This window comes from Amycolatopsis sp. NPDC043885, assembly GCF_056435685.1.
Map to the genome: position 1 here is coordinate 106,208 of NZ_JBWKEA010000004.1, position 24,128 is coordinate 130,335.

5 protein-coding genes are annotated in these 24,128 nt (G+C 72.4%); all 5 read left to right on the forward strand.

The window, feature by feature from the left end; all coding sequences use genetic code 11:
- Positions 1-11 precede the first annotated feature (11 nt).
- Positions 12-11,033 (forward strand): SDR family NAD(P)-dependent oxidoreductase, encoded by an 11,022-nt coding sequence (locus AC069I_RS15640; protein WP_478265692.1) that lies wholly within the window; start codon positions 12-14, stop codon positions 11,031-11,033.
- 189 nt (positions 11,034-11,222) lie between these two features.
- The gene (locus AC069I_RS15645) at positions 11,223-19,955 is read left to right on the forward strand and encodes a type I polyketide synthase (protein ID WP_478265693.1); all 8,733 of its coding nucleotides are present in this window, start codon (positions 11,223-11,225) and stop codon (positions 19,953-19,955) included.
- A gap of 8 nt (positions 19,956-19,963) precedes the next feature.
- Entirely contained in the window at positions 19,964-22,903 is a 2,940-nt protein-coding gene (locus tag AC069I_RS15650; protein WP_478265694.1) for a type I polyketide synthase, read from the forward strand.
- On the forward strand, positions 22,900-23,745 hold the full coding sequence (locus AC069I_RS15655; protein ID WP_478229016.1) for a 3-hydroxyacyl-CoA dehydrogenase family protein: 846 nt from the start codon (positions 22,900-22,902) through the stop codon (positions 23,743-23,745). The genes AC069I_RS15650 and AC069I_RS15655 overlap by 4 nt, the downstream gene beginning before the upstream one ends.
- A 129-nt stretch (positions 23,746-23,874) precedes the next feature.
- A complete protein-coding gene (locus AC069I_RS15660) occupies positions 23,875-24,126 on the forward strand; it encodes an acyl carrier protein (RefSeq protein ID WP_007029786.1) in 252 nt (83 codons plus the stop codon).
- Positions 24,127-24,128 lie beyond the last annotated feature (2 nt).

Here is a 24,128-nt window from a genome sequence, read left to right on the forward strand (position 1 = left end):
GGACCACCGTCATGACGACCGACGAGCGGACGCTCGACTACCTCAAGCGACTGACCGCCGAACTGCGCGAGACGCGGCGCCGGCTGCGAGAGGCCGAGGAAAGCGGTTCGGAACCGCTGGCCGTGATCGGCATGGCCTGCCGCTTCCCGGGCGGGGTCACCTCGCCGGAAGGACTGTGGGACCTCGTCGACGGCGGCGGGGACGGGATGACGGGATTCCCGGCGAACCGGGGCTGGGACACCGACGGGCTCTATCACCCGGACCCGGAACACCGGGGCACCAGCTACAGCGACCAGGGCGGATTCCTGCACGACGCCGGGGAATTCGACGCGGGCTTCTTCGGGATCTCGCCGCGGGAAGCGCTCGCGATGGACCCGCAGCAGCGGTTGCTGCTGGAGGTCACCTGGGAGACCTTCGAACGGGCCGGGCTGGACACGGCGGCGCTGAAGGGCAGCGCCACCGGGGTGTTCGCCGGCGCCATGCGCACCGAGTACGTCTCCGGATTCGACGGCGAATCCGAAGAGGTCGAAGGGTTTCTCGGCACCGGCTCGTCCAACAGTGTGCTGTCGGGCCGGCTGTCGTACACCCTCGGGCTGGAGGGCCCGGCGGTCACGATCGACACGGCGTGCTCGTCTTCGCTGGTGGCGGTCCACCTCGCGGCGCACGCGCTGCGGTCGGAGGAGTGCTCGCTCGCGCTGGCGGGCGGCGTCACGGTGATGGCCACGCCGGAGACGTTCGTCGAGTTCTCACGCCAGCGCGGGATGGCGCCGGACGGGCGCTGCAAGGCGTTCGCCGCCGGCGCGGACGGCACCGGCTGGGGCGAGGGCGCGGGCATGCTCCTGCTGGAGCGGCTGTCCGACGCGCGCCGCAACGGGCATCGGATCCTCGCCGTCCTCAGGGGAACGGCGGTCAACCAGGACGGCGCGTCCAACGGCCTGACCGCGCCCAACGGGCCGGCCCAGCAACGCGTCATCCGTGCCGCGCTGAAGAACGCCAAGCTGACCGCCGCCGACGTCGACGCCGTGGAGGCGCACGGCACCGGCACCACCCTCGGCGACCCGATCGAGGCGCAGGCACTGCTGGCCACCTATGGCCGTGAGCGGGAAACCCCACTGTGGCTCGGTTCGGTCAAGTCGAACATCGGGCACACGCAGGCCGCCGCCGGGGTCGCCGGGATCATCAAGATGGTCGAGGCCATGCGGCACGGCGTGCTGCCCCGCACCCTCCACGTCGACGAGCCTTCCCCGCACGTCGACTGGACGGCCGGAGCCGTCGAACTGCTCACCGAACCCCGGCCATGGGAGACCGGCGACCGCCCGCGCCGCGCCGGGGTGTCGTCCTTCGGCATGAGCGGCACCAACGCGCACGTCATCCTGGAGCAGGCCCCTTCGGCTGAGGACGCCGAGCCGGAGCGGACTCCGCCCGCCGTCCAGACGTGGCCCCTTTCGGCGCGCGGCCCCGCCGCGCTGAAAGCCGCCGCCGCACAACTTCTGTCTACAGTGGACACCTTCGATCCGCTCGATCTCGGCTGGTCGCTGGCCACCACGCGCACCGCGCTGGAGTCGCGCGCCGCGATCGTCGGCAGCACCCGGCAAGACCTCGCGGCGGGGCTGACCGCGCTCGCCGAGGGCGAGCCCGCACCCGGCGTCGTCACCGGCGAGCCGCTGCTCGGGCGCACCGCGTTCCTGTTCTCCGGCATGGGTTCCCAGCGTTGCGGCATGGGCCGCGAGCTGTACGACACCTTCCCCGCCTACCGCGCCGCCTTCGACGAGACGTGCGCCGCCCTCGACCCGCACCTCGACCGCCCGCTGGCAGGCGTCGTCTTCGGCGACGACCAGAAGCTGCTCGACCGGATGACCTTCGCGCAGCCCGCGATGTTCGCCGTGCAGGTCGCGCTCTTCCGGCTGCTGGAGTCGTGGGGCGTGCACCCGGACTACGTCGTCGGCCATTCCGCCGGTGAGCTGGCCGCGGCCCATGTCGCCGGGGTCTGGGACCTGGCCGGTGCCGCGCGGATGATCACCGCGCGCGGACGCCTGATGGAGGCCCAGCCGCCGGGCGGCGCGATGATCGGCGTCCAGGCCACCGAGGAGGAGGTCGCCGCCGAACTGACCGACGGTCTCGCCATCGGCGCGCTCAACGCCCCCGACTCGGTCGTCGTCTCCGGGGAGGAAGCCGCCGCCGAGGCCCTCGCCGCGAAATTCGCCGAACGCGGCCGGAAGATCAAGCGGCTCAACATCTCTCACGCGTCGCACTCGGCGCGGATGGACGGCATGCTCGCCGAATTCGGCGCCATCGCCGCGGAGATCCCGCACGGGACGCCGTCGATCCCGGTGGTGTCCAACGTGACCGGCCGTCTCGCCGGTCCCGGCGAGGTCACCGTGCCCGGCTACTGGCCGCGGCATGTCCGGCAGCCGGTGCGGTTCGCCGACGGCGTCGGATTCCTGCGCGGCGAAGGGGTTTCCCGGTTCGTCGAGATCGGCCCGGACGCGGTGCTGGCGGGGATGGCCGCTCGGACGTTGCCGCCCGAAGGCACCCTCGTCGTCCCGGTGCTGCGCAAGGACCGCGCCGAAGCCCAGACGGCGATGACCGTGCTCGCCGAACTGCACGTCCGCGGCGCCCGCGTCGACTGGACCGCGTGCTACGAGGGCACCGGGGCCCGCACGGTCGATCTGCCCACGTACCCGTTCCAGCGCGAGAACTACTGGCTGCGCGGCGGCCGCGGCGCGGGCGACCCGGGCGGGCTCGGCCTGGCCGACGCCGCTCACCCGCTGCTCGGCGCGGCCGTTCCGCTCGCCGACGGCGCCGGGGTCGTGCTGACCGGCCGGATCTCGCCGTCCACCCATCCCTGGCTTTCCGATCACGCGGTCGCGGGCACCGTCATCGTGCCGGGTACGGCCCTGGTCGAGCTCGCGCTACGAGCCGGGGACGAAGCCGGCTGCGCGCACCTGGAAGAACTCACCCTGCGCGAGCCGATGGTCCTGGCGGGTCCGCTGGACGTCCAGGTCGTCCTGGCCGGGCCGGACGAAAGCGGCCGTCGCGCCGTCGCCGTGTACTCGCGCGCCGGGGAAGGCGCTTGGACGTTGCACGGTTCGGGAACCCTGGCGCCGCAGGCTCCGGCCGCCGGTTTCGACCTCGCCGAGTGGCCGCCCCGTGACGCCGTCTCGATCGACGTCGCCGACGTCTACCCGGTGTTCGCCGCCGCCGGACTGGAATACGGCCCGGCCTTCCAGGGACTCAAGGCCGCTTGGCGGCTGGACGAGGAGATCTTCGCCGAGACCGCGCTGCCGGAAGACACCGCGAAGGCCGACGTCGAGCGCTTCGGTCTCCACCCCGCGCTCCTGGACGCCGGTCTGCACACGATCGGTCTGCTGGCCGGGGAACCGGGCGGCGCCAAGCTGCCGTTCCACTGGCAGGACGTCACCCTGCACGCCACCGGCGCGTCCGCGCTGCGGCTGAAGCTCACGCCGGGACCGTCCGGCGCCGTCACCCTGCGCGCCGCCGACGGAACGGGAACACCGGTCGTCACCATCGGCTCCCTGACTCTGCGCGAACTCGCCCCCGTCACCTCGGCGGCCCCCGGTCTCGACTCGCTGTTCCGCCTCGACTGGACGCCACTGCCCACCCCCGCCGAACCGGCGCCGGTCGAGTGGGCCTATCACGGGCGGGTCGGCGGCGGCGCCGTTCCGCCGGTGGTCGTGCTCCCGGTGTTCACCGACCCGGCGGGTGCCCGCATCGCCACCCGTGAGGTCCTCGCCGTCCTGCAGCAGTTCTCCGCCGAAGACCGCTTCGCCGACGCGAAACTCGTCCTCATCACCTGCGCCGCCATCGGCCCTGGCCGGGTCGATCCGGCCGCCGCCGCGGTCTGGGGCCTCGGCCGCTCGGCGCAGAGCGAACTCCCCGGCCGGGTCGTCCTCGTCGACACCGAGACCGGCGATCTGACCGAAACCGAACTCACCGCCGCGCTGGCGACCGGCGAACCCCAGCTGACCTTGCGCGACGGTGTGTTCGCCGCGCTTCGGCTCGGCTCGGTCCCCGGCGCCGACGAGCTCAGCCCGCCCGCCGAACCCGCCTGGCGCCTCGGCATGGCGGCTCGCGGAACGCTGGAGGAACTGCGGCTCGAACCCTGCCCTCAGGCCCTCGAACCCCTGAAACCCGGGCATATCCGGGTCGCCGTCGCCGCCGCGGGTCTCAACTTCCGCGACGCGCTCAACGTCCTCGGCATGTTCGAAGGCGAGCCCGGGCCGCTCGGCAACGAGATCGCCGGTGTGGTCACCGAGGTCGGGTCCGAAGTGGACGATCTGGTGCCCGGCGACCGCGTGATGGGTGTCGCGATCGGCGGCATCGGCTCCATCACCACCGCGCAGCGCTCGATGTGCGCTCGCATTCCCGAGAACTGGACGGACGAGGAAGCCGCGTCCGTGCCGCTGGTGTTCCTCACCGCCTACTTCGGTCTCAAGGAACTCGCCGGACTGAAGGCGGGGGAGTCCGTCCTGGTCCACGCGGGCGCCGGTGGCGTCGGTATGGCGGCGATCCAGATCGCCCGCCATCTCGGCGCCGAGGTCTACAGCACCGCCAGCCCGGCTAAGCAGCACGTGCTGCGCGAAGCCGGGCTGGACGACGGCCACATCGCGAACTCCCGCACCCTCGACTTCGAACAGCACTTCCTCGCCACCAGCGAAGGCCGCGGGGTCGACGTCGTCCTCGACGCGCTCACCGGTGACTTCGTCGACGCCTCCCTTCGGCTGCTGCCGCGTGGCGGCCGGTTCCTGGAGATGGGCAAGGCCGGACTGCGTGACCCCGGCGAGGTCGCCGCGCGGCACCCCGGTGTGCACTACCGGCCCTACGACCTCATCGAAGCCGGCCCCGGGCAGTTCTCCCGCATGTGGGCCGAAGTGCTGGAGTTGTTCGCGAGTGGTGTGCTGAAGCCGTTGCCGTGTCACGTTTGGGACGTCCGCCGGGCGCCGGAGGCGTTCCGGCTGCTCAGTCAGGCCAAGCACATCGGCAAGGTCGTGCTGACCATCCCGCGCGGGCCGGAGCCCGGCGGCACTGTCCTGATCACCGGCGGCACCGGCGGTCTCGGCGCCCTGCTCGCCAAACATCTGATCGCCGAGTACGGCGTCCGGCATCTGCTCCTGACCAGCCGCCGCGGCCCGGACGCCCCAGGCGCGGCTGAGCTGTCCGAAGAGCTGACCGCGCTGGGCGCGACCGTCACCATCGCCGCGTGCGACAGCGCGGACCGCGAAGCCGTCGCCGCGCTGCTCGCTTCGATCCCGGCGGAGCACCCGCTGACCGCCGTCGTCCACGCGGCCGGTGTCCTCGACGACGCCCCGATCGACGCGCTGAATCCCGAACGCCTCGACCGCGTCCTCGCCCCGAAGGCCGACGCGGCCTGGCATCTGCACGAGCTGACCGCGGATCTGCCGCTGCGCTGGTTCGTCCAGTTCTCCTCCGCCGCCGGTGTGCTCGGCAACCCCGGCCAGGGCAACTACGCCGCCGCCAACGCCTTCCTCGACGGCCTCGCCACCCGCCGTCGCGCCGAAGGCCTGGCCGCGCAGTCCGTCGCGTGGGGCCTGTGGTCCGGCGGGATGAAAGGCGAACTCGGCGACGCGGGCGAAGAACGTATGCGCCGCAGCGGTTTCCCGCCAATCGATCCCGAAGAGGGCTTGGCGATGTTCGACCGCGCGGTCGGCCTCGACCACGCCGTCCTGCTCGGCCTCAAGTTCGACCGAGCGACCGTCCGCGGCAGCGACGCCCCGATCTCCCCGCTGATCCGCGCGCTCGTCGGCGGTTCCGGCCGTGCCAAGGCGAAGACCGCCACCGCCGAGCAGGCGGGCGAACTGCGGCGCAAGCTCGCCGGGCTGTCCGCGCCGGACCGGGACGAACTCCTGCTGGACCTGGTGCGCCGTGAGGTCGCGCTGGTCCTCGGGCACGCCGACGCGGCCGGGATCGCCGCGACCCGCGCGTTCAACGAAATCGGCTTCGACTCGCTCACCGCGGTCGAACTGCGCAACCGTCTCGGCGCCGCCACCGGTCTCCGGCTGCCCGCGACGCTCGTCTTCGACCACCCGACGCCCGACGCGCTGAAGATCTTCCTGCGTGGCGAACTCGTCGGGGACGAGACGCCGGCCCGGGTCGTGGTCACCCCCGCCACGACCGGGGCCGGTATCCACGACGATCCGGTCGTCATCGTCGGCATGGGCTGCCGGTACCCGGGCGAGGTCACCTCACCCGCCGAGCTCTGGCAGCTGGTCGCCGAGGGCCGCGACGGTGTCGGGGACTTCCCGGCCGACCGCGACTGGCCGCTGGACTCGCTGTTCCATCCGGACCCCGATCACCGCGGCACCACCTACGCGTCCGAGGGCGCCTTTCTGTACAACGCGGGCGATTTCGACGCCGAGTTCTTCGGGATCTCACCGCGGGAAGCGCTGGCGATGGATCCGCAGCAGCGCCAGGTACTCGAGACCGCGTGGGAGGCGCTGGAGGGGGCGGGCATCGATCCGGCTTCCCTGCGCGGCACCAGCACCGGTGTCTTCGCGGGTGCCCTGTCCAACGACTACATCTCGCGGCTGAGCGCGATTCCCGAGCAGGTCGAGGGTTTCCTGGGCACCGCTTCCTTCAGCAGTGTCGTCTCCGGACGCGTCGCCTACTCGCTGGGTCTGGAAGGCCCGGCCGTCTCCGTCGACACCGCTTGCTCGTCTTCGCTGGTCGCCGTGCACCTGGCCGCGCAGTCGCTGCGGTCGGGGGAGTGCACGCTGGCACTGGCGGGCGGCGTCAACGTGATGGCCTCGCCCGACATGTTCGTCGAGTTCTCGCGGCAGCGCGGGCTGGCGCCCGACGGCCGCTGCAAGCCGTTCGCCGGGGCCGCCGACGGCACCAACTGGGCCGAAGGCGTCGGGATCCTGGTACTGGAACGCCTTTCCGACGCCCGCCGCAACGGGCACCGCGTCCTCGCGGTCGTCAAGGGTTCCGCGGTCAACCAGGATGGCGCGTCCAACGGGCTCACCGCCCCCAACGGACCTTCGCAGCAGCGCGTGATCCGGTCGGCGCTGGCGAACGCCGGGATCGAAGCGTCCACTGTGGACGTCGTCGAAGCGCACGGAACCGGTACGCCGCTGGGCGACCCGATCGAGGCGCAGGCGCTGCTGGCGACCTACGGCCGGGACCGCGAGCGGCCGCTGCTGCTCGGTTCGGTCAAGTCCAACATCGGCCACACGCAGGCCGCCGCCGGGGTCGCCGGGATCATCAAGATGGTCGAGGCGATGAACCACGGGATCGTCCCGGCGAGCCTGCACGTGGACGAGCCGACGCCGCACGTCGATTGGACGGCCGGGGACATCGCGCTGCTCACCGAGCGGACGCCGTGGCCGGAGACCGGCGGCCCGCGTCGCGCCGGGGTGTCGTCGTTCGGCATCAGCGGCACCAACGCCCACGTCGTCCTCGAACAGGCCCCGGCCGAACCCGAGCCCGAGTCTTCGGGAACGCTGCCCGTTCTGCCGTTGGTGCTTTCCGGACGTACTCCGGCGGCATTGGCGGCGCAGGCTTTCCGATTGTCCACAGTGGACGCTACTGTTGATGTCGGCTACTCGCTCGCCACCACTCGCACCCATCACCAGTACCGCGCGTTCGTCGTCGGCGATCCGGGCGCGGGCCTGCGGGCGCTCGCTTCGGGCGGATCCGCTCAGGGCGTCGTCACCGGCGAACCCGCGTCCGGCCGCCTGGCCTTCCTGTTCACCGGTCAAGGCTCGCAGCGACTGGGCATGGGGCAGGGACTCTACGAAGCCTTCCCCGCCTTCGCCGAGGCTTACGACGAGATCGCGGCGTTGCTCCCGCTCGACGGTGATCTGAGCCGGACCGGGACCGCCCAGCCCGCGATCTTCGCCCTGGAGGTCGCGCTCCACCGGCTCTTCGAGTCGTGGGGCGTGCGCCCGGCTTTCGTCGCCGGGCACTCGATCGGCGAGATCGCCGCCGCCCACGTCGCGGGCGTGTTCTCGCTGGAAGACGCGGCGAAGCTGATCGAAGCGCGAGGCAGGCTGATGGAAGCGCTGCCCGAAGGCGGCGCGATGGTCGCCGTGCAGGCCACCGAGGCCGAGGTCGCCGAGTTCGGCGTGGCCGTCGCGGCGGTCAACGGCCCGGACGCCGTCGTGCTCTCGGGCGCGGAGGGGCCGGTGCTGGCGGCCGCGTCGGCGCTGGAGGCCCGCGGCCGCAAGGTGAAGCGGCTCGACGTCTCCCACGCGTTCCACTCGCCGCTCATGGACCCGATGCTCGACGACTTCGCGGAAGTCGCGCGGAGCCTGATCTATACCGAGCCGTCGATCCCGGTCGTCTCGGCGGTCACCGGCGCCGTCGCCACCGAGCTGACCGACCCCGCGTACTGGGTGCGGCATGTGCGGGAGCCGGTCCGGTTCGCCGACGCGCTGAACACGCTCGTGGCCGAGAACGTGACCACCTACCTCGAAATCGGTCCGGCGGCGGTGCTTTCCGCACTGGCCGCGGGATCCGGCGAGGCGACCCCCGCCCTGCGCGACGACAAGGACGAGCCGGCGACGGCGGTCACCGCGCTGGCCAGTCTGCACGTCCGGGGGATCGACGTCGACTGGGCTACGTTCTTCGCCCCCGCGAAACCGCGGGTCGTCGACCTGCCGACCTACGCCTTCCAGCACGAGCGGTACTGGCTGCGCGAACCCGCCGTGGCGCGCATCGCCGGCGGCCTGCGCCACCCGGTGCTGGCGAACGCCGTGACGTCGGCGGACGACGGCTCGGTCCTGTGCACCGGCTTCCTCCCCGCCGACGCCTCGGACACCCTGCTGGTCGAACTGGCGATCCGCGCCGGTGACGAGGCCGGCGCGGGCACGCTGGCGGAGTTCGCGGTCGAGGCACCGCTGACCGGGGACCGCGAGGTCCAGGTCGCCGTCGGTACCGAGAGCGACGGCCGCCGCCCGGTCTCGATCCACACCCGCGCCGGGCAAGGCTGGCAGCGGCACGGAACCGGATTCCTGGTCACCACACCGGCTCCGGCCCCGTCGGACCCGGCCGGACCGCCGACCGAGCTGACCCTGCCGGACGACGGCGCGCAGCTGTACGGCCTGCACCCGAGCCTGCTCGACCCGGTCCTGGCCGGACACGGCTGGCCGATCGCCTGGCGGAACGTGACCCTGCACGCCACCGGCGCCACGACCGTCCGGGCGCACCTGAGCCCGGCGGGGGAGCTGGCGGTGTTCGACCTCGCGGGAGCCCCGGTGCTGTCCGCCGAGGTGACCTTCGGGGAGCGCCCGGCCGTGGTGACCGCACCGAGCGAGTCGCTGCACCGGATCGTCTGGTCGCCCGTACCGGCGGGCGACGGCGAAGTGTCCTGGGTCCGCCGCGAAGACGTCGGCGCCGAGCTGCCCGACGCGGTGGTCCTGGAACTCGCCGAACCGGCGGGTGATGTGGCCGACGCGGCACGGTCGGCCACGGCGACCGTGCTCGCCGCGCTCCAGGACCCGGCGTACACCGGAACCCGGCTGGTCGTCCTGACCGCCGGTGCCGTCGCATTGTCCGAAGAGGACGGTGCGGATCCGGCGGCCGCCGCGGTCTGGGGTCTGGTGCGCGCGGCACAGTCGGAGAACCCCGGCCGGTTCGTCCTCGTCGACGGCGACGGTGACACCACGCTCCTCGGCAAGGCGCTTGCCACCGGCGAAGACCAACTGTTGGTGCGAGAAGGCAAGTTGTACGCGCCGAAGCTCTCGCTGGTGCATGCTCACACCACCGAGACTCCGGTGTTGGCCGGGGGAGCGGTGCTCGTCACCGGCGGCACCGGTGGGCTCGGTGCCCAGCTCGCGCGGCACCTGGTGCGGGCGCACGGCGTCACGGAACTGGTGCTCACCAGCCGCCGCGGTCCCGACGCCCCGGGCGCGACCGAGTTGTCCGGCGAGTTGACGGCTCTCGGCGCGGAGGTCCGCGTCGAAGCGTGCGACGTCGCCGACCGCGCCGCCGTCGAACGCCTCCTGGCCGGGATCCCCCGGCTGAACGGGGTCGTGCACGCGGCGGGCGTCCTCGACGACGGTCTCGTCGGCGCGCTCACCCCGGATCGGCTCGCCGGCGTACTCGGTCCCAAGGCCGCCGCCGCTTGGCACCTGCACGAGCTGACCAAGGGCCACGAACTCGCGGCGTTCGTCCTGTTCTCCTCGGCCGCCGGGGTCTTCGGGAACGCGGGGCAGGGCAACTACGCCGCCGCCAACGCCTTCCTCGACGGTCTCGCCGTGCACCGCCGGGCGCTCGGCCTGCCCGCCCGCTCGCTGGCCTGGGGCCGCTGGGCGGACGGCATGGGCGGCGCCCTCGGCACTCAGGCCGGGCAACGCTTGAGCCGCAACGGTTTCCCCGCGTTGGGCACAGAGGAAGGGCTGGCGTTGTTCGACGCCGCACTGGCCGCGGACGTGGTCGCCTCGGTCCCGGTGAAGCTCGACAAGGCCGGTCTCGCCGACGCCGCCGCGGCCGGGCAGCTTCCGCCGGTCCTGCGCGATCTGGTGCCCGCGGTCCGGCGTACCGCCGCGGCTGCCGACGCCGGCGCCCTGCGGGTCAAGCTCGCCGGGCTGGCCGAAGCGGAGCAGGAACGCGCGTTGCTCGACCTGGTGCGCGGGCAGGCCGCGGCCGTGCTCGGGCACGCCGGGGCGGCCGCGATCGCCCCCGGCCGCGGCTTCCTCGACCTCGGGTTCGACTCGCTCACCGCCGTCGAGTTCCGGACCGCGCTGGCCGCCGCGACCGGCCTCACCCTGCCCACGACGGTCGTCTTCGACTACCCGGCGCCGGACGCGCTGGCGAAGTACCTCCAGACCGAACTCGCCCCCGAGACCGGCGCGGCCGCCGCGGTGACCGAACAGATCACCCGGCTCGAAGCCCTGCTCGACGGCGCCGACCCCGGCGACACGGAGATCGACGGACGGCTGAAGCGGCTGCTGTCGGCCTGGGCGGCGAAGAAGCCCGCCCACGCAGACCTCGACGCAGCTTCACCGGACGACCTCCTCGCGCTGATCGACGACGAATTCGGCCCGCGCTGAGACCGCCCCCATCCATTCAGGAGCCAGCCGGCGGAGCTGACACATCTCTCGGAAAGGTGACCAGACGCGTGAACCCGCGACCTCGATCGACGTCGGCAGGGCGCTGTCCGGTCGTCCGTGTCACGAGCGAGGGAAAGGCGCCCTGCCGCCGCGATAGCGAGTTCACTACAGACATTGAGGAGCCGTGACATGCCTTCGGAAGAGCAGTACGTCGACTACCTCAAGCGGATGGCGGCCGACCTGCGGGAGAGCCGCCGCGAGCTGGCGGACGCGCGGGAGAAGGAGACCGAGCCCATCGCGATCGTCGCGATGAGCTGCCGGTTCCCCGGCGGTGTCCGCACCCCGGAACAGTTGTGGGAGCTGGTCGACGGCGGTGGTGACGCGATCTCGCCGTTCCCGGCCGACCGCGGTTGGGACACCGACGCGATCCACGATCCCGACCCGTCCGTGCCAGGCACCAGTTACGTCCGTGAGGGCGGATTCCTGCACGACGCCGCGGAATTCGACAACGAGCTGTTCGGCATCTCGCCGCGGGAGGCCGAGGCGACCGACCCGCAGCAGCGTCTGCTGCTGGAGACGGCGTGGGAAGCCGTCGAGCGGGCCGGGATCGACCCGCTTTCGCTCAAGGGCAGCGCCACCGGGGTGTTCGCCGGGGTCGGGTTCACCGACTACGCGTCACGGCTGACCGCGTTACCCGAAGAGCACGAGGGCTACCTCGGCATCGGCACTTCCGGCAGCGTCGTGTCGGGCCGCGTCTCCTACGCGCTCGGCCTCGAAGGGCCGTCGGTATCGATCGACACGGCATGCTCGTCGTCGCTGGTCGCGGTCCACCTCGCGGCCCGCGCGCTGCGGTCGGGGGAGTGCACGCTGGCGCTGGCCGGCGGTGTCACGGTGATGGCGACGCCGGGGGCGTTCGTCGAGTTCTCGCGGCAGCGGGGGCTCGCACCGGACGGCCGCTGCAAGCCGTTCGCGGCCGCCGCCGACGGCACCAACTGGGCCGAGGGCGCCGGGATGCTGGTGCTGGAGCGGCTGTCCGACGCGCGCCGCAACGGCCATCCGGTCCTCGCGCTCGTCCGCGGCAGCGCGGTCAACTCCGACGGCGCCTCCAGCGGCCTGACCGCTCCGAACGGGCCGTCGCAGCAACGCGTGATCCGCGCCGCGCTCGCGAACGCCGGAATCGAAGCGTCCACTGTGGACGTCGTGGAGGCACACGGCACCGGGACCGCGCTGGGTGACCCGATCGAGGCACAGGCGCTGCTGGCCACCTACGGCAAGGACCGCGAAACCCCGCTGTGGCTGGGCTCGGTGAAGTCCAACATCGGCCACACCCAGGCCGCCGCCGGTCTCGCCGGCATCGTCAAACTGGTCGAGGCGATGCGCCACGCCAAGCTGCCCGCCACCCTGCACGTCGACGCGCCGTCCCCGCACGTCGACTGGTCCGCCGGTGCCGTGGAACTGCTCGACACGGCCCGGCCGTGGACCGCGACGGACCGGCCGCGCCGCGCGGGCGTGTCGTCGTTCGGCATCAGCGGCACCAACGCGCACGTCATCCTGGAGCAGCCGGCCGAAGACGCCGCCGAGGAGCGCGAGATCGTGGCGCCGCCGGTGGTTCCGTACGTGCTGTCCGGCGCCTCGCCCGCCGCCGTCCGTGCGCAGGCCGCCGCCCTGTTGTCCACTGTGGACGAATCCGGCGCCGAACCGGTCGACGTCGCGTTCTCGCTGGCCACCACCCGCGCCACCATGGAGCACCGCGCCGTCGTCACCGGTGCCGACCGCGCCGAGCTGGCTGCCGGTCTCCGCGCCCTCGCGGGCGGCGAAGCGGGCACGGTCACCGGCAGCGACACCGCGGGACGGCTGGCCGTGCTGTTCACCGGCCAGGGTTCACAGCGGCTCGGCATGGGCCGCCGTCTCCACGAGTGTTTCCCGGTGTTCGCCGAGGCCTTCGACGAGGCCTGCGCACACCTGCCCGGAGTCCGTGACGTCGTTTTCGGCACCGACGCGGCGCGCCTGGACCGCACCGAATTCGCCCAGCCCGCCCTGTTCGCGTTCGAGGTCGCACTCTTCCGGCTCGTCGCGTCCTGGGGTGTCACGCCCGACTTCCTCGCCGGGCACTCGGTCGGGGAGATCGCGGCCGCCCATGTCGCCGGCGTGTTCTCGCTGGAGGACGCGGCTCGCCTGGTCGCTGCTCGCGGCCGGTTGATGCAGGCATTGCCCGAGGGCGGCGCGATGATCGCGCTGGAGGCGACCGAGGACGAGGTCCGACCGTACCTGTCGGCCGACGTCGCCCTCGCGGCGGTCAACGGCCCGCGCGCGGTCGTCCTGTCCGGCGCCGAGGCGGCGACCACCGCCGTCGCGGAACGCTTCCCCGGCCGCCGCACGACGCGGCTTTCGGTGTCCCACGCCTTCCACTCGGCGCTGATGGAGCCGATGCTCGCCGACTTCGCCGCCGTCGCACGGACCCTGACCTTCCGCGAACCCACGATCCCGGTCGTCTCGACACTGACCGGCGACCTCGCCGACCGGCTCACGGACCCGGCGTACTGGGCCGAGCACGTCCGCGGGACCGTCCGATTCGCCGACGCGGTGGAAACCCTGCACGGCGAAGGCGTCACGACCTTTCTCGAACTCGGCCCGGACGCCGCGCTCACCCCGATGGGCCGGTCGGTCCGCCCTGAAGGCGTTGTGTTCGCCACGGCCCAGCGCAAGGACCGCGACCAGGCCGCCACGCTGGTCACCGCGCTGGGCCTGATCCACGCCAACGGCGCCCGTGTCGACTGGGCCGCCTACCTCGGCGGCAGTGGCGCGCGGGTCGTCACCCTGCCGACTTATCCGTTCCAGCGCAAGCGTTTCTGGCTGGAGAACCCGGGCACGCTGCTCACCGCCGCTGAGGACGGCCGGTTCTGGTCGGTCGTCGAATCGGGCGACGTCGGCGAGTTCGCCGCCGAGCTGAAGCTGTCCGACATCGAGGCGCCGCTCGGCACGGTCCTGCCCGCGTTGTCGCGTTACCGCCGCGCCCGGTCGCTGTCGGCCGAAGCGGCTTCGCTGGCCTACCACGTCCGCTGGCAGCCCTTCACCCCCGCGGCGACCACGGCCACCGGCCGCTGGCTGCTCGTCACCTCGGCCCAGGAACATCCGTGGATCGAGACCGCCGCCGAAGCCCTGTCCGATGCCGAGGTGCGGCGGCTCGTCGTCGAGCAGCCCGATCGCGTGGACCTGCCGGACGAGACCTTCGACGGCATCCTGTCCCTGCTGGCCTTCGACGAGACCGAGACAGACGGGCTCTCGTTCGGCGCCGAGGCCACGATGACCCTGGTGCGGGAGCTGACCGCCCGCGACCCGCAAGGTCCACTGTGGACGCTCACCCGGGGCGCGGTCTCGACCGGCGCCCACGACGCGCCGGATTCGCCCGCCCAGGCCCAGTTGTGGGGTTTCGGCCGGGCGGCCGCGCTGGAGAACCCGCAGGCGTGGGGCGGTCTCGTCGACGTCCCGGCCGAGCAGGGAGAGCGGACCGTAGCCCTCCTGCGCGGCGTCCTCAGCGGCCCTCGCGGTGAGGACCAGGTCGCCGTCCGGGCCGCTGGCGCCTTCGGCAGGCGGCTCGCTCACGCCGAGCCTGCCGAGCCCCAGCGGTCCTGGCAGCCGCGCGGCACCGTGCTCGTCACGGGCGGAACCGGCGGACTCGGCGGCATCGTCGCCCGCTGGCTGGTCGACCACGGTGCCGACCGCGTCGTTCTCGTTTCCCGCCAGGGAGAAGACGCTCCCGGCGCGGCGGAACTGGCCGGGGATCGCGTCACCATCGCCGCGTGCGACGTCGCCGACCGCGACGCCCTCGCAGCCGTCGTCGAGCCGATCCGCGACGATCTCCGCGCGGTCTTCCACCTCGCCGGCGTGCTCGAACTCGGCCTCATCGAGTCGATGGACCGCACGCGCTACGCCGACGTCCTCCGCCCGAAGGTCGCCGGGACGCGCAACCTCGAAGAGCTCACCGACGGGCTCGATCTCGACGCCTTCGTGCTGTTCTCTTCGATCGCCGCTTCCATCGGCAACGCGGTCCAAAGTGCTTACGGTGCCGCGAACGCGTATCTCGAAGCGGTCGCGCAGCGCCGCCGGGCGAACGGGCTCCCCGCGACGTCGATCGCGTGGGGTCGCTGGGGCGAGGTCGGCATGGGTGTCGGCGCGGACCTCGACGAACTGCTCAGTGGTCTCGGCGTCCCGGCCATGGCACCGGAGATCGGCCTGGTCGCGCTCGGGCAGGCATTGGACCGGGACGAGACCGCGCTGACCGTCGCCGAACTGACCTGGGAGAAGTTCGCCCCGCCGTTCGCCGCGCTGCGGCCGAGCCCGCTGCTGGCCGACCTGCCCGAGGTCGTCGCCATCGCCGAGGCCGAAGCCGCCCGCGCCGAGGAAGGCGCCGAAGCCGCCGACGCGTGGCGAGCCCGGCTCGCCGGACTGCCCGAGGCCGAACGCGAACGCGCGCTCACCGAACTGGTCCTGACCCACACGGCCGCCGTCCTCGGGCACACCGACGGTGTCCCGGCCGGGCAGCAGTTCACGAAACTGGGCATCGATTCGCTCACCGCCATCGAGTTGCGCGGCCGGATCAACTCCGAGACCGGGCTGGCGCTCCCGCCGACGATGGTGTTCGACCACGCCACCCCGGCCGCGCTCGCCGCGCATCTGCTGGCCGCGCTCACCCCCGTGGCCCAGGAGTCGCGGACCGTCGTGACCGGACCGGCCGCCGCAGGCCAGGACGTCGCCGTCGTCGGTCTGTCCTGCCGCTTCGCCGGTGGCAGCGACACCCCGGAGAAGTTCTGGGAGAACCTCGTCCAGGGCAAGGATCTGGTCCGCGAGGTGCCGCCGGATCGCTGGAATGCCGCCGACTACTACGACCCCGACCGCACCGCGCCGGGCAAGGCGTACACGCAGCAGGGTGCGTTCGTCGACGACATCGCTGGCTGGGACGCGGCGTTCTTCGGCCTCTCACCGCAGGAAGCGCGGCGGCTCGACCCGACCTTCCGCCTGCTCATGGAACTGGTGTGGGAAGGCATCGAAGACGCCGGGCTCACCGCCGACGAACTGCGCGGCAGCCGCACCGGCGTGTTCGCCGGGCTGATCGACACCATGCAGTACAGCATGCGGCAGCTCGAAGCCGACGGCATGGACGCGGCCGACGACCCCTACTTCGGGCTCGGCAGCTCGCTTTCCGCCGCCGCCGGCCGCATCGCGCATCTGCTCGACCTTCGCGGGCCTTGTCTGACCGTCGACACCGCCTGCTCGTCGGCGCTGAGCGCGGCGCACCTGGCCGTGCAGAGCCTCCGCCGCGGCGAATGCGACATCGCGATCGTCGGCGCGGCCTCGGCGATGATCAACCCGGACGTGTTCATCCAGTCCTGCAAGATGAGCATGCTGGCCGCCGACGGCCGCACCAAGACCTTCGACGAGAGCGCCGACGGCTACGTCATCGGTGAGGGCGGCGGCGTCGTGGTGCTCCGCCGGGCGGGCGAGGTCGGCCCGGGCAGGCGGACCCGCGCGGTCATCCGCGGCACCGCGACCAACCAGGACGGCCGCAGCAACGGGCTCACCGCGCCCAGCCGCGCGGCGCAGAACGCGGTCATCCGCGCGGCGCTCGCCGACGCCGGGGTCACCCCCGACGAGGTCGGCTACGTCGAGGCACACGGCTCCGGCACACAACTCGGCGACGCGATCGAGTTCACCGCCCTCGGTGAGATCTTCGGCGAGCGGAACGCGCCCGAACCGCTCTACGTCGGCGCCGTCAAGACGAACGTCGGCCACACGCTCGCCGCGGCGGGGATGGCCGGGCTGATCAAGACCGTGCTGTCGCTGGAACACGGCACCCTGCCGGGCAACCTGCACCTGAACACGCCGAACTCGGTGGTCACCGTGGACGGCACGGTCCGCCCGGTTCCCGAGGCGCGTCCCTTCCCGGCCAACGCCGACGGGGTGCTGCGCGCGGGCGTCAGCTCGTTCGGCTGGTCCGGCTCCAATGTCCACTTCGTCCTCGATCAGGCGGCGCCCGCTCCGATGCCCGCGCCGGGCCCGGAATGGCAACTGCTCACGGTGTCCGGGCAGAGCGAAGCCGGGCTGTGCGCGAACGCCGAGGCTCTGGCCGACCACCTGACCGAAGACCTCGAACTCGCCGACGTCGCCTTCACGACTCAGGCCGGGCGTAGCGCACTGCCGGTCCGCAAGGCGGTGCTGGTGCGCGACCACGCCGACGCCGTCACGGCACTGCGCGCGGTCACCGGCGCCACGGCCGTCACCGACAAGCGGCGCTTCGGTCTCCTGCTGCCCGGCACCCGCCGCGCCTGGCAGGGCGCCACCGACGAGCTGTACCGCACGGAACTCGCGTTCCGCGCCGCGATCGACGAATGCGCCGCCCTGCTGGACGGCCGGGCCGACCTCCTCGGCGCGCTCTACGGCACGGCCGAGGCCGACGAACGAGCCGTGGTCTTCGCCGTCGAGTACGCCTTCTGCCGGCTGCTGACCGCATTGGGCCTCGAACCGGCCGTGGTGCTCGGACGCGGGACCGGCGAATGCGTCGCCGCCGTCGCGGGCGGGTTGTTCGGGCTCGCCGAAGGCCTCGAACTCGCGCTCGGCGGGCCGGTCCCACGAGTGGGAACGCCCACGGCGCCGGTGATCTCGCCCCGCACCGGCACGGTGCTCACCGCCGCCGAGGCCGCGGACCCGGCCCACTGGCGGATCGCGGACGACCGCTTCGAAGACGGCCTGCTGGCACTGGCGAAATACGCCGGAGTCCTCGTCGAGGCGGGTCTCGGCGACGACGGCGCCGAGGCGGCCGGACGCTATCTGCCGCAGACGCCGGTGGTCTCGCTGCTGCCGGAGCCGGTGGCCGGTGCCGGACGGCGTGCCTGGCTGACCGCGCTCGGCGCGCTGTGGGAGCACGGCGTCGAGATCGGCTGGGCGGACGGTGCGGGACCGGACCGCCGGTTCGTTTCGCTGCCCGGCTACCGCTTCCAGCGCACCCGCTACTGGCCGGAGGTCGCCTCGCGCGGCTCGGGTTGGTCGCTCAACCAGATGTCCGCCGCCGAGCCGGAGACGCCCGTTCGCGCCGGTCTGGCCGCGCACACTCCGACGTGGCACCGGGACACCACTCGCCGAGTCCCCGCGACGCCGGGGGACCTGGTCCTGTTCGCCGAGCCGGGTGCCTTCGCCGACGACTTCGCGGCCGCCGCGGAAGCCGCCGGGCACCGCGTCACGGTCGCCTCCGAGATGGACCGCCAGGTGCTCGCCGGGGACGGCCCGCTGCGGATCGTGCACGCCTACGGCCTCACCACGAGCGATCTCGAGTCCGGCTTCTACAGTCTCCTGGAGCTCGGCAAGGCGATCGGTGCCGAATGTGCGGGCCGCCGCGTCGACCTGCTCGCCCTGGGCCGCAACGGGTTCGACGTCCTCGGCGGCGACGCCACCGACGCCTTCGCCCCGACCATCGCCGCCACGGCCGACGCGATCGCCGCCGAGTACCCGCTGGTCCACGCGCAGTACGCGGACTTCGACCGCGCCGGGGACAAGGTCGCCCAGGCCCTCCACGAGCTCGACCTCCTGGCTGCGTCCACTGTGGACACTGTCGACGGAGTCGCGGTCGCCGCCTGGCGCGGCGGGCGCCGCTGGCTGCGCGGCTTCGACGTCGTCGAGCTGCCCGAGGTCGACGACTCGCTGGCCTGGAAGCCCGGTGGGACCTACCTGATCACCGGCGGGCTCGGTGTCCTCGGCCTCGCGCTGGCGCGGCGGCTCGCGCCGCTGGGCGTGAACCTCGCGCTGGCCGGCCGGTCCGACCTGCCGCCGGAGGAGACCTGGGACGACTGGATCTCCGACCACGGCGTCGACGACCGCACGAGCGAAGTGCTGCTGGCGGTCCGGGATCTGCGCGCCCTCGGCGCCGACGTCCTGACCCTGCGCGCCGACGTCAGCGCCCCCGGCGAGGCCGCGGCGTTGCTGGCGGAGGTCCGCGGCTACTTCGGGTACCTCGACGGTGTGGTGCACGCGGCCGGGATCGCCGGTGGTGGCCTGCTGCAGAACAAGACGCGTGAGCAGGCGGCCGCGGTGCTGGCGCCGAAGGTCGACGGCACCCTCGCCCTGACCGAGGCGCTGCGCGTCGAACCGGTCGACCTGCTGGTCCTGTACTCCTCGACGGTGACGCTCACCGTCGGCGTCGGGGAGATCGACTACTCCGCCGCCAACGCCTTCCTCGACGGGGTCGCCTCGGCCTCGGCAGGAGGACGTGGTCCGGCCAAGCAGGTCGTGTCGGTCGCGTGGGGGCCCTGGCAGCTGGACGCCTGGACGGCGTCCGGGCTCTCGGGTTCCGCCGAAGCGCAGGAGGGCTCCCGCAAGTTCCGAGAGGAGTTCGGCATCGGCGCCGAAGAAGGCACCGAACTGCTCTCGCGGATCATCGTCTCCGGCGAGCCGCTGGTGACCGTGCTGCCGCTCCCGCTGGCCGACGTGCTGGCGGCGCTCGCCCGTATGGGTTCGGTCGACGCGATGGTCGGCGCCGACGCCGCGATCCCCACCGGCGAGCGGTATCCGCGGCCCGATCTGCGCACCGCGTACGTCGCCCCGCGCACCCCGGCCGAAGAGCGGGTCGCCGCCGCCTGGTGCGACTGCCTCGGCCTGGAACAGGTCGGCGTGCACGACCCCTTCTTCGACCTCGGTGGTACTTCGCTGATCGGCCTGGTGCTGATCGGCCGCGTCGCCAAGGAGTTCGGCGTCGAACTGGCCCCGGCGAGCCTGTTCGAGAAACCGACCATCGCCGAGTTCGTCACGCTCCTCGGCGAACCCGGCGCGCCGCAGGTGGCCGCCGAGCCCACCGAAGACGTCTCCGCCCGCGGTGAGCGCCGCCGCGCCCGCACCGCGAAGCTCCGCAAGCGCCCGAGCCGGACCGGAAGGTGAACCACCCCATGACCACGCGAGAACGGGACACCGGCGACGACATCGCGATCGTCGGCATGGCCGGGAACTTCCCCGGCGCGCCCGACATCGGCAAGTTCTGGGCCGATCTGTGCGCCGGCCGCGACGGCATCACCCGGATGACCCGCGCCGAGCTGCTGGCCGCGGGTGTTCCCGCCGAAGTGGCCGACGATCCCGCGTTTGTCCCCGCGGCCGGGTTGCTGCCCGGTATCGACCGCTTCGACGCCGACTTCTTCGGCTACAGCCGCGCCGACGCCGAACTCCTCGACCCGCAGCACCGGCTGTTCCTCGAATGCGCGTGGCACGCGCTGGAGGACGCGGGTGTCGACCCGGACCGGATCGAAGGCCTCGCCGGGGTGTTCGCCGGCGGTGCCCCGAGTACGTACCTGCTGTCGAACCTGTTGTCCAACGACGTCACCGCGCTGACCGTCGGCCCGGATCAGCTGATCCTGCAGAACGAGAAGGATCTGCTCGCGTCCCGGCTGTCGTACGCGCTCGACCTGACCGGCCCGTCGGTCAGCGTGCAGAGCTGTAGTTCGACCGCTCTCGCCGCCGTCGCGCAGGGCTGTTCCAGCCTGCTCACCGGCGAATCCGACCTGGTCGTCTCCGGTTCGGTTTCCGTTGTGGTGCCTCAGGAACCGGGCTACCTCTACCGTGAGGGCAGCCGGTTCGCGCCCGACGGCATCAACCGGATCCTCGACGCGGGCGCCAACGGCAAGGTCCCCGGCAACGGTCTCGGCGTCGTCGTGCTGCGGCGGCTGGAGGACGCGCTGGCCGACGGCGACCGCGTCTACGCGGTGATCCGGGGCTGGGCCATCCACCACGAGGGCAACCGCGCGCGGCAGGGGTTCAATCTGCCGGGCGTTCCCGGCCAGGCCGCCGTCGTAGCGGAGGCGATGGCCGCCGCCGACGTCGAGCCCGACGAGATCGACCATATCGAAGTGTCCACTTTGGGCACCCCGTTCGGTGACGTCGCCGAGATCTCCGCACTGCAGAAGATCTTCGACGTCGATGGCGTCGAGCGGGTCACCCTCGGCTCGATCGACGCGAACCTCGGGCACATCAACCAGGCGGGCGGTGTCGCCCGGCTGATCAAGGCCGCGCTGGCGTTGCACCACGAGAAGCTGCCGCCCGCGGTCAACTTCGAGAAGCCCAACCCGCAGCTCGCCCGCAGCGGTGACAAACTCGTCGTGCAGAACGAACTGGGCGACTGGCCGCGCGGCGAGCGGCCCCGGCTGGCGGGCGTCAGTGCGTACGGCTTCGGCGGCACCGACGCCCACGTCGTCATCGAGGAAGCGCCGGAGAACTGCCCGGAGCGTCCGCCCGCGCGTCCGCACCAGCTGCTCGTGTGGTCCGCGCGGACCTCCGAAGCGGCGGACGCGATGACCGGCAGGCTCGCCGCCTCCAGTCCTGAGTGGACGGATTTGGCCGACGTCGCCTACACGTTGCACAACGGACGGAAGGCTTTCGAGCACCGGCGGATGACGGTCGTGTCCTCTGTGGACGAGGCGACTGGCGCACTCGCGTCCGAGACCCGCGTGGTCGCCGAAGCGGACTCGAAGCCGCGCAAGGCGGGCTTCCTGCTCGCCGGGGTCGGCGAGCAGTACCGCGGTATGGCGGGCGGGCTCTACGAGAGCGAGCCGGAGTTCAAAGCCGCTGTCGACGAATGCGCCGCGTTGTTCAAGGCGCATCTCGGCACTGACCCGACGACGAGCCTGCACGGCTCTCGCGGTTCCGACGGCGGCGACCTCGCCCGTCTGCTGGGCCGCGCGACCGACAGCGAGGACGCCGTTCCGTCGGTCACCCAGCCCGCAGTGTTCACCCTCGGCTACGCGCTCGGCCGCCTGCTGCGCGCCTGGGGAGTCCAGCCGTCCGTGCTCGCCGGGTACAGCGTCGGCGAGTTCGCCGCCGCCACCCTCGCGGGCGCGCTGACCCTGGAAGAGGCCACCGCGCTGGTCGCCACCCGCGCGAAGCTGATCGAGAAGCTGCCGGAAGGCGCGATGGCCGCGGTCCCGCTGGGGGTCGCCGAACTCACCGCGCTGGTGGGCGACGTGACGGCGTTCGGCGTCGACGTCGCCGCGGTGAACGGGCCGCGGATGATCGTGGTGTCCGGCGCGGGCGACGGCGTCGAAAAGCTGGCCGCCGCGCTCGCCGGACACGGCGTCCCGGCGCGGCCACTGCGCACCACGCACGCCTTCCACTCGCGGGCCTTGCGCCCGGCCGCCGCCGAACTGACGGCGTGGGCGCGGAAGAACCTCACGCCGCGCGAGCCGGAAGTGCCCTACCTGTCGAACGTCACCGGCGCGCCGATCACGCTCAAACAGCTGAAGGATCCCGGCTACTGGGCCGAGCACATGTGCCGTCCCGTGCGGTTCGCGGCGATGATCGAGCATCTTGCCAGTGTTTCCCCGGATACCGTGTTGCTGGAACTGGGAGCCGGGCAGTCGCTCGGCTCGATGTTCCGCGGTCACCCCGATTTCCCGCAGACCTCGTGGCCGCTGCTGGTTCCGACCCTGCCCGGCGAGGCCGACCCCCGCCAGGACACGGCCGTGCTCACCGAAGCGCTCGGCCGCGCCTGGCTTTCCGGGGCGGACATCGACTGGCGGGCCTATCACGACGGCCGCGACCCGCGGAAGACCACGTTGCCGGGTTATCCGTTCCAGCGCGACCGCTACTGGATCGAGCCGACCCGGGCCGCCACCGACGTCGCGCTCGGCGCCCGGTCCGCCGAGACCCCGGTCTACCTGATCGAAGGCGAACTGGACGTCACCGCCCGCGACCTGGCCACCCGGCTGGGCGCCGAACTGGGCGCGACCGTCGTGTTCGCCGACCAGCACCCCGGCGGCGCCGACGCCGTCCGGGCCGCCCACGGCCGGCTCGACGGCGTGCTGGACCTGACCACGAGCAACGCAGCCAAGGAGGAACGATGACCCTCGTCGGAGTCGTCGGCGCCGGTGTGATGGGCACCGGGGTCGCGCAGAACCTCGCCACCAGCGAGCACGAGGTCGTGCTCATCGACGTCGACCCGGGCAAACTGGCCGACGCCCGCGACCGGATCGAACTCGAATGCCGGATGAGCCGCATGCTCGGCGGCCCCGAGATCGACGCGGCCGCCGTACTCGGCCGGATCACCTTCGGCACCGAGCTCACCCTGCTCGCCGAGGCCGAAGTGGTGATCGAGAACATCACCGAGAACTGGGACCTCAAGTCCCGCCTGTACCCGAAACTCGACGAGGCCTGCAAGGCCGACACCGTGTTCGTCGTCAACACCTCCGCCATCCCGATCACCAAGGTCGCGGCGCTCACCCGGCGCCAGGACAAGGTGATGGGGGTGCACTTCATGAACCCGGTGCCGATGAAGCCTTCGTGCGAGTTCATCCCCGGCTACCACACCAGTGAGTCCACAAAGGACATCGTGCGCGAGCTGCTGCTGTCGATGGGGAAGAAGCCGATCCCGGTCAACGACGCCTCCGGGTTCGTCTCCAACCGCGTGCTGATGCTCACCGTCAACGAGGCCGCTTTCCTGGTGCACGAAGGGGTCGCGGACGCGGAGACGGTCGACGAGGTGTTCCGCGGCTGCTTCGGGCACCCGATGGGCCCGCTGGAGACCGCCGACCTGATCGGCGTCGACACGATCCTCTACAGCGTCGAGGTCCTCTACGACGAGTTCAACGACAGCAAGTACCGCCCCTGCCCGCTGCTCAAGCAGATGACCGCGGCCGGGCTGCACGGGCGCAAGAGCGGCAAGGGTTTCTACAACTACAGCGGCTGAGCGGCGGCTGACGTGGGCCCGGCTGGTCGTGAGTGGCGATTCGGGTTAGAACCCGAATCGCCACTCACGACCACCTTGAGTCATCACGCCACCCACGCCTTACCCACCTACGCGAGAAAGGCATCCACCATGTCGCAGGACGTCCGCGGCGAGATCCGCGGCTTCATCGGCGCGAAGTTCCCCAGCCTGTCGTTCACCGACGAGCAGGACATCTTCGCGCTGGGTTTCGTGAACTCCCTGTTCGCGATGGAGCTGGTCATGTTCATCGAAAAGGCGTTCGCCACCCGGATCCCCAACGAGGAACTGAAGCTGGACAACTTCCGCACCGTCACGCGGATGACCGAGCTGGTCGAGCGGCGTACCGCCGCGGCCGCGCACTGAAC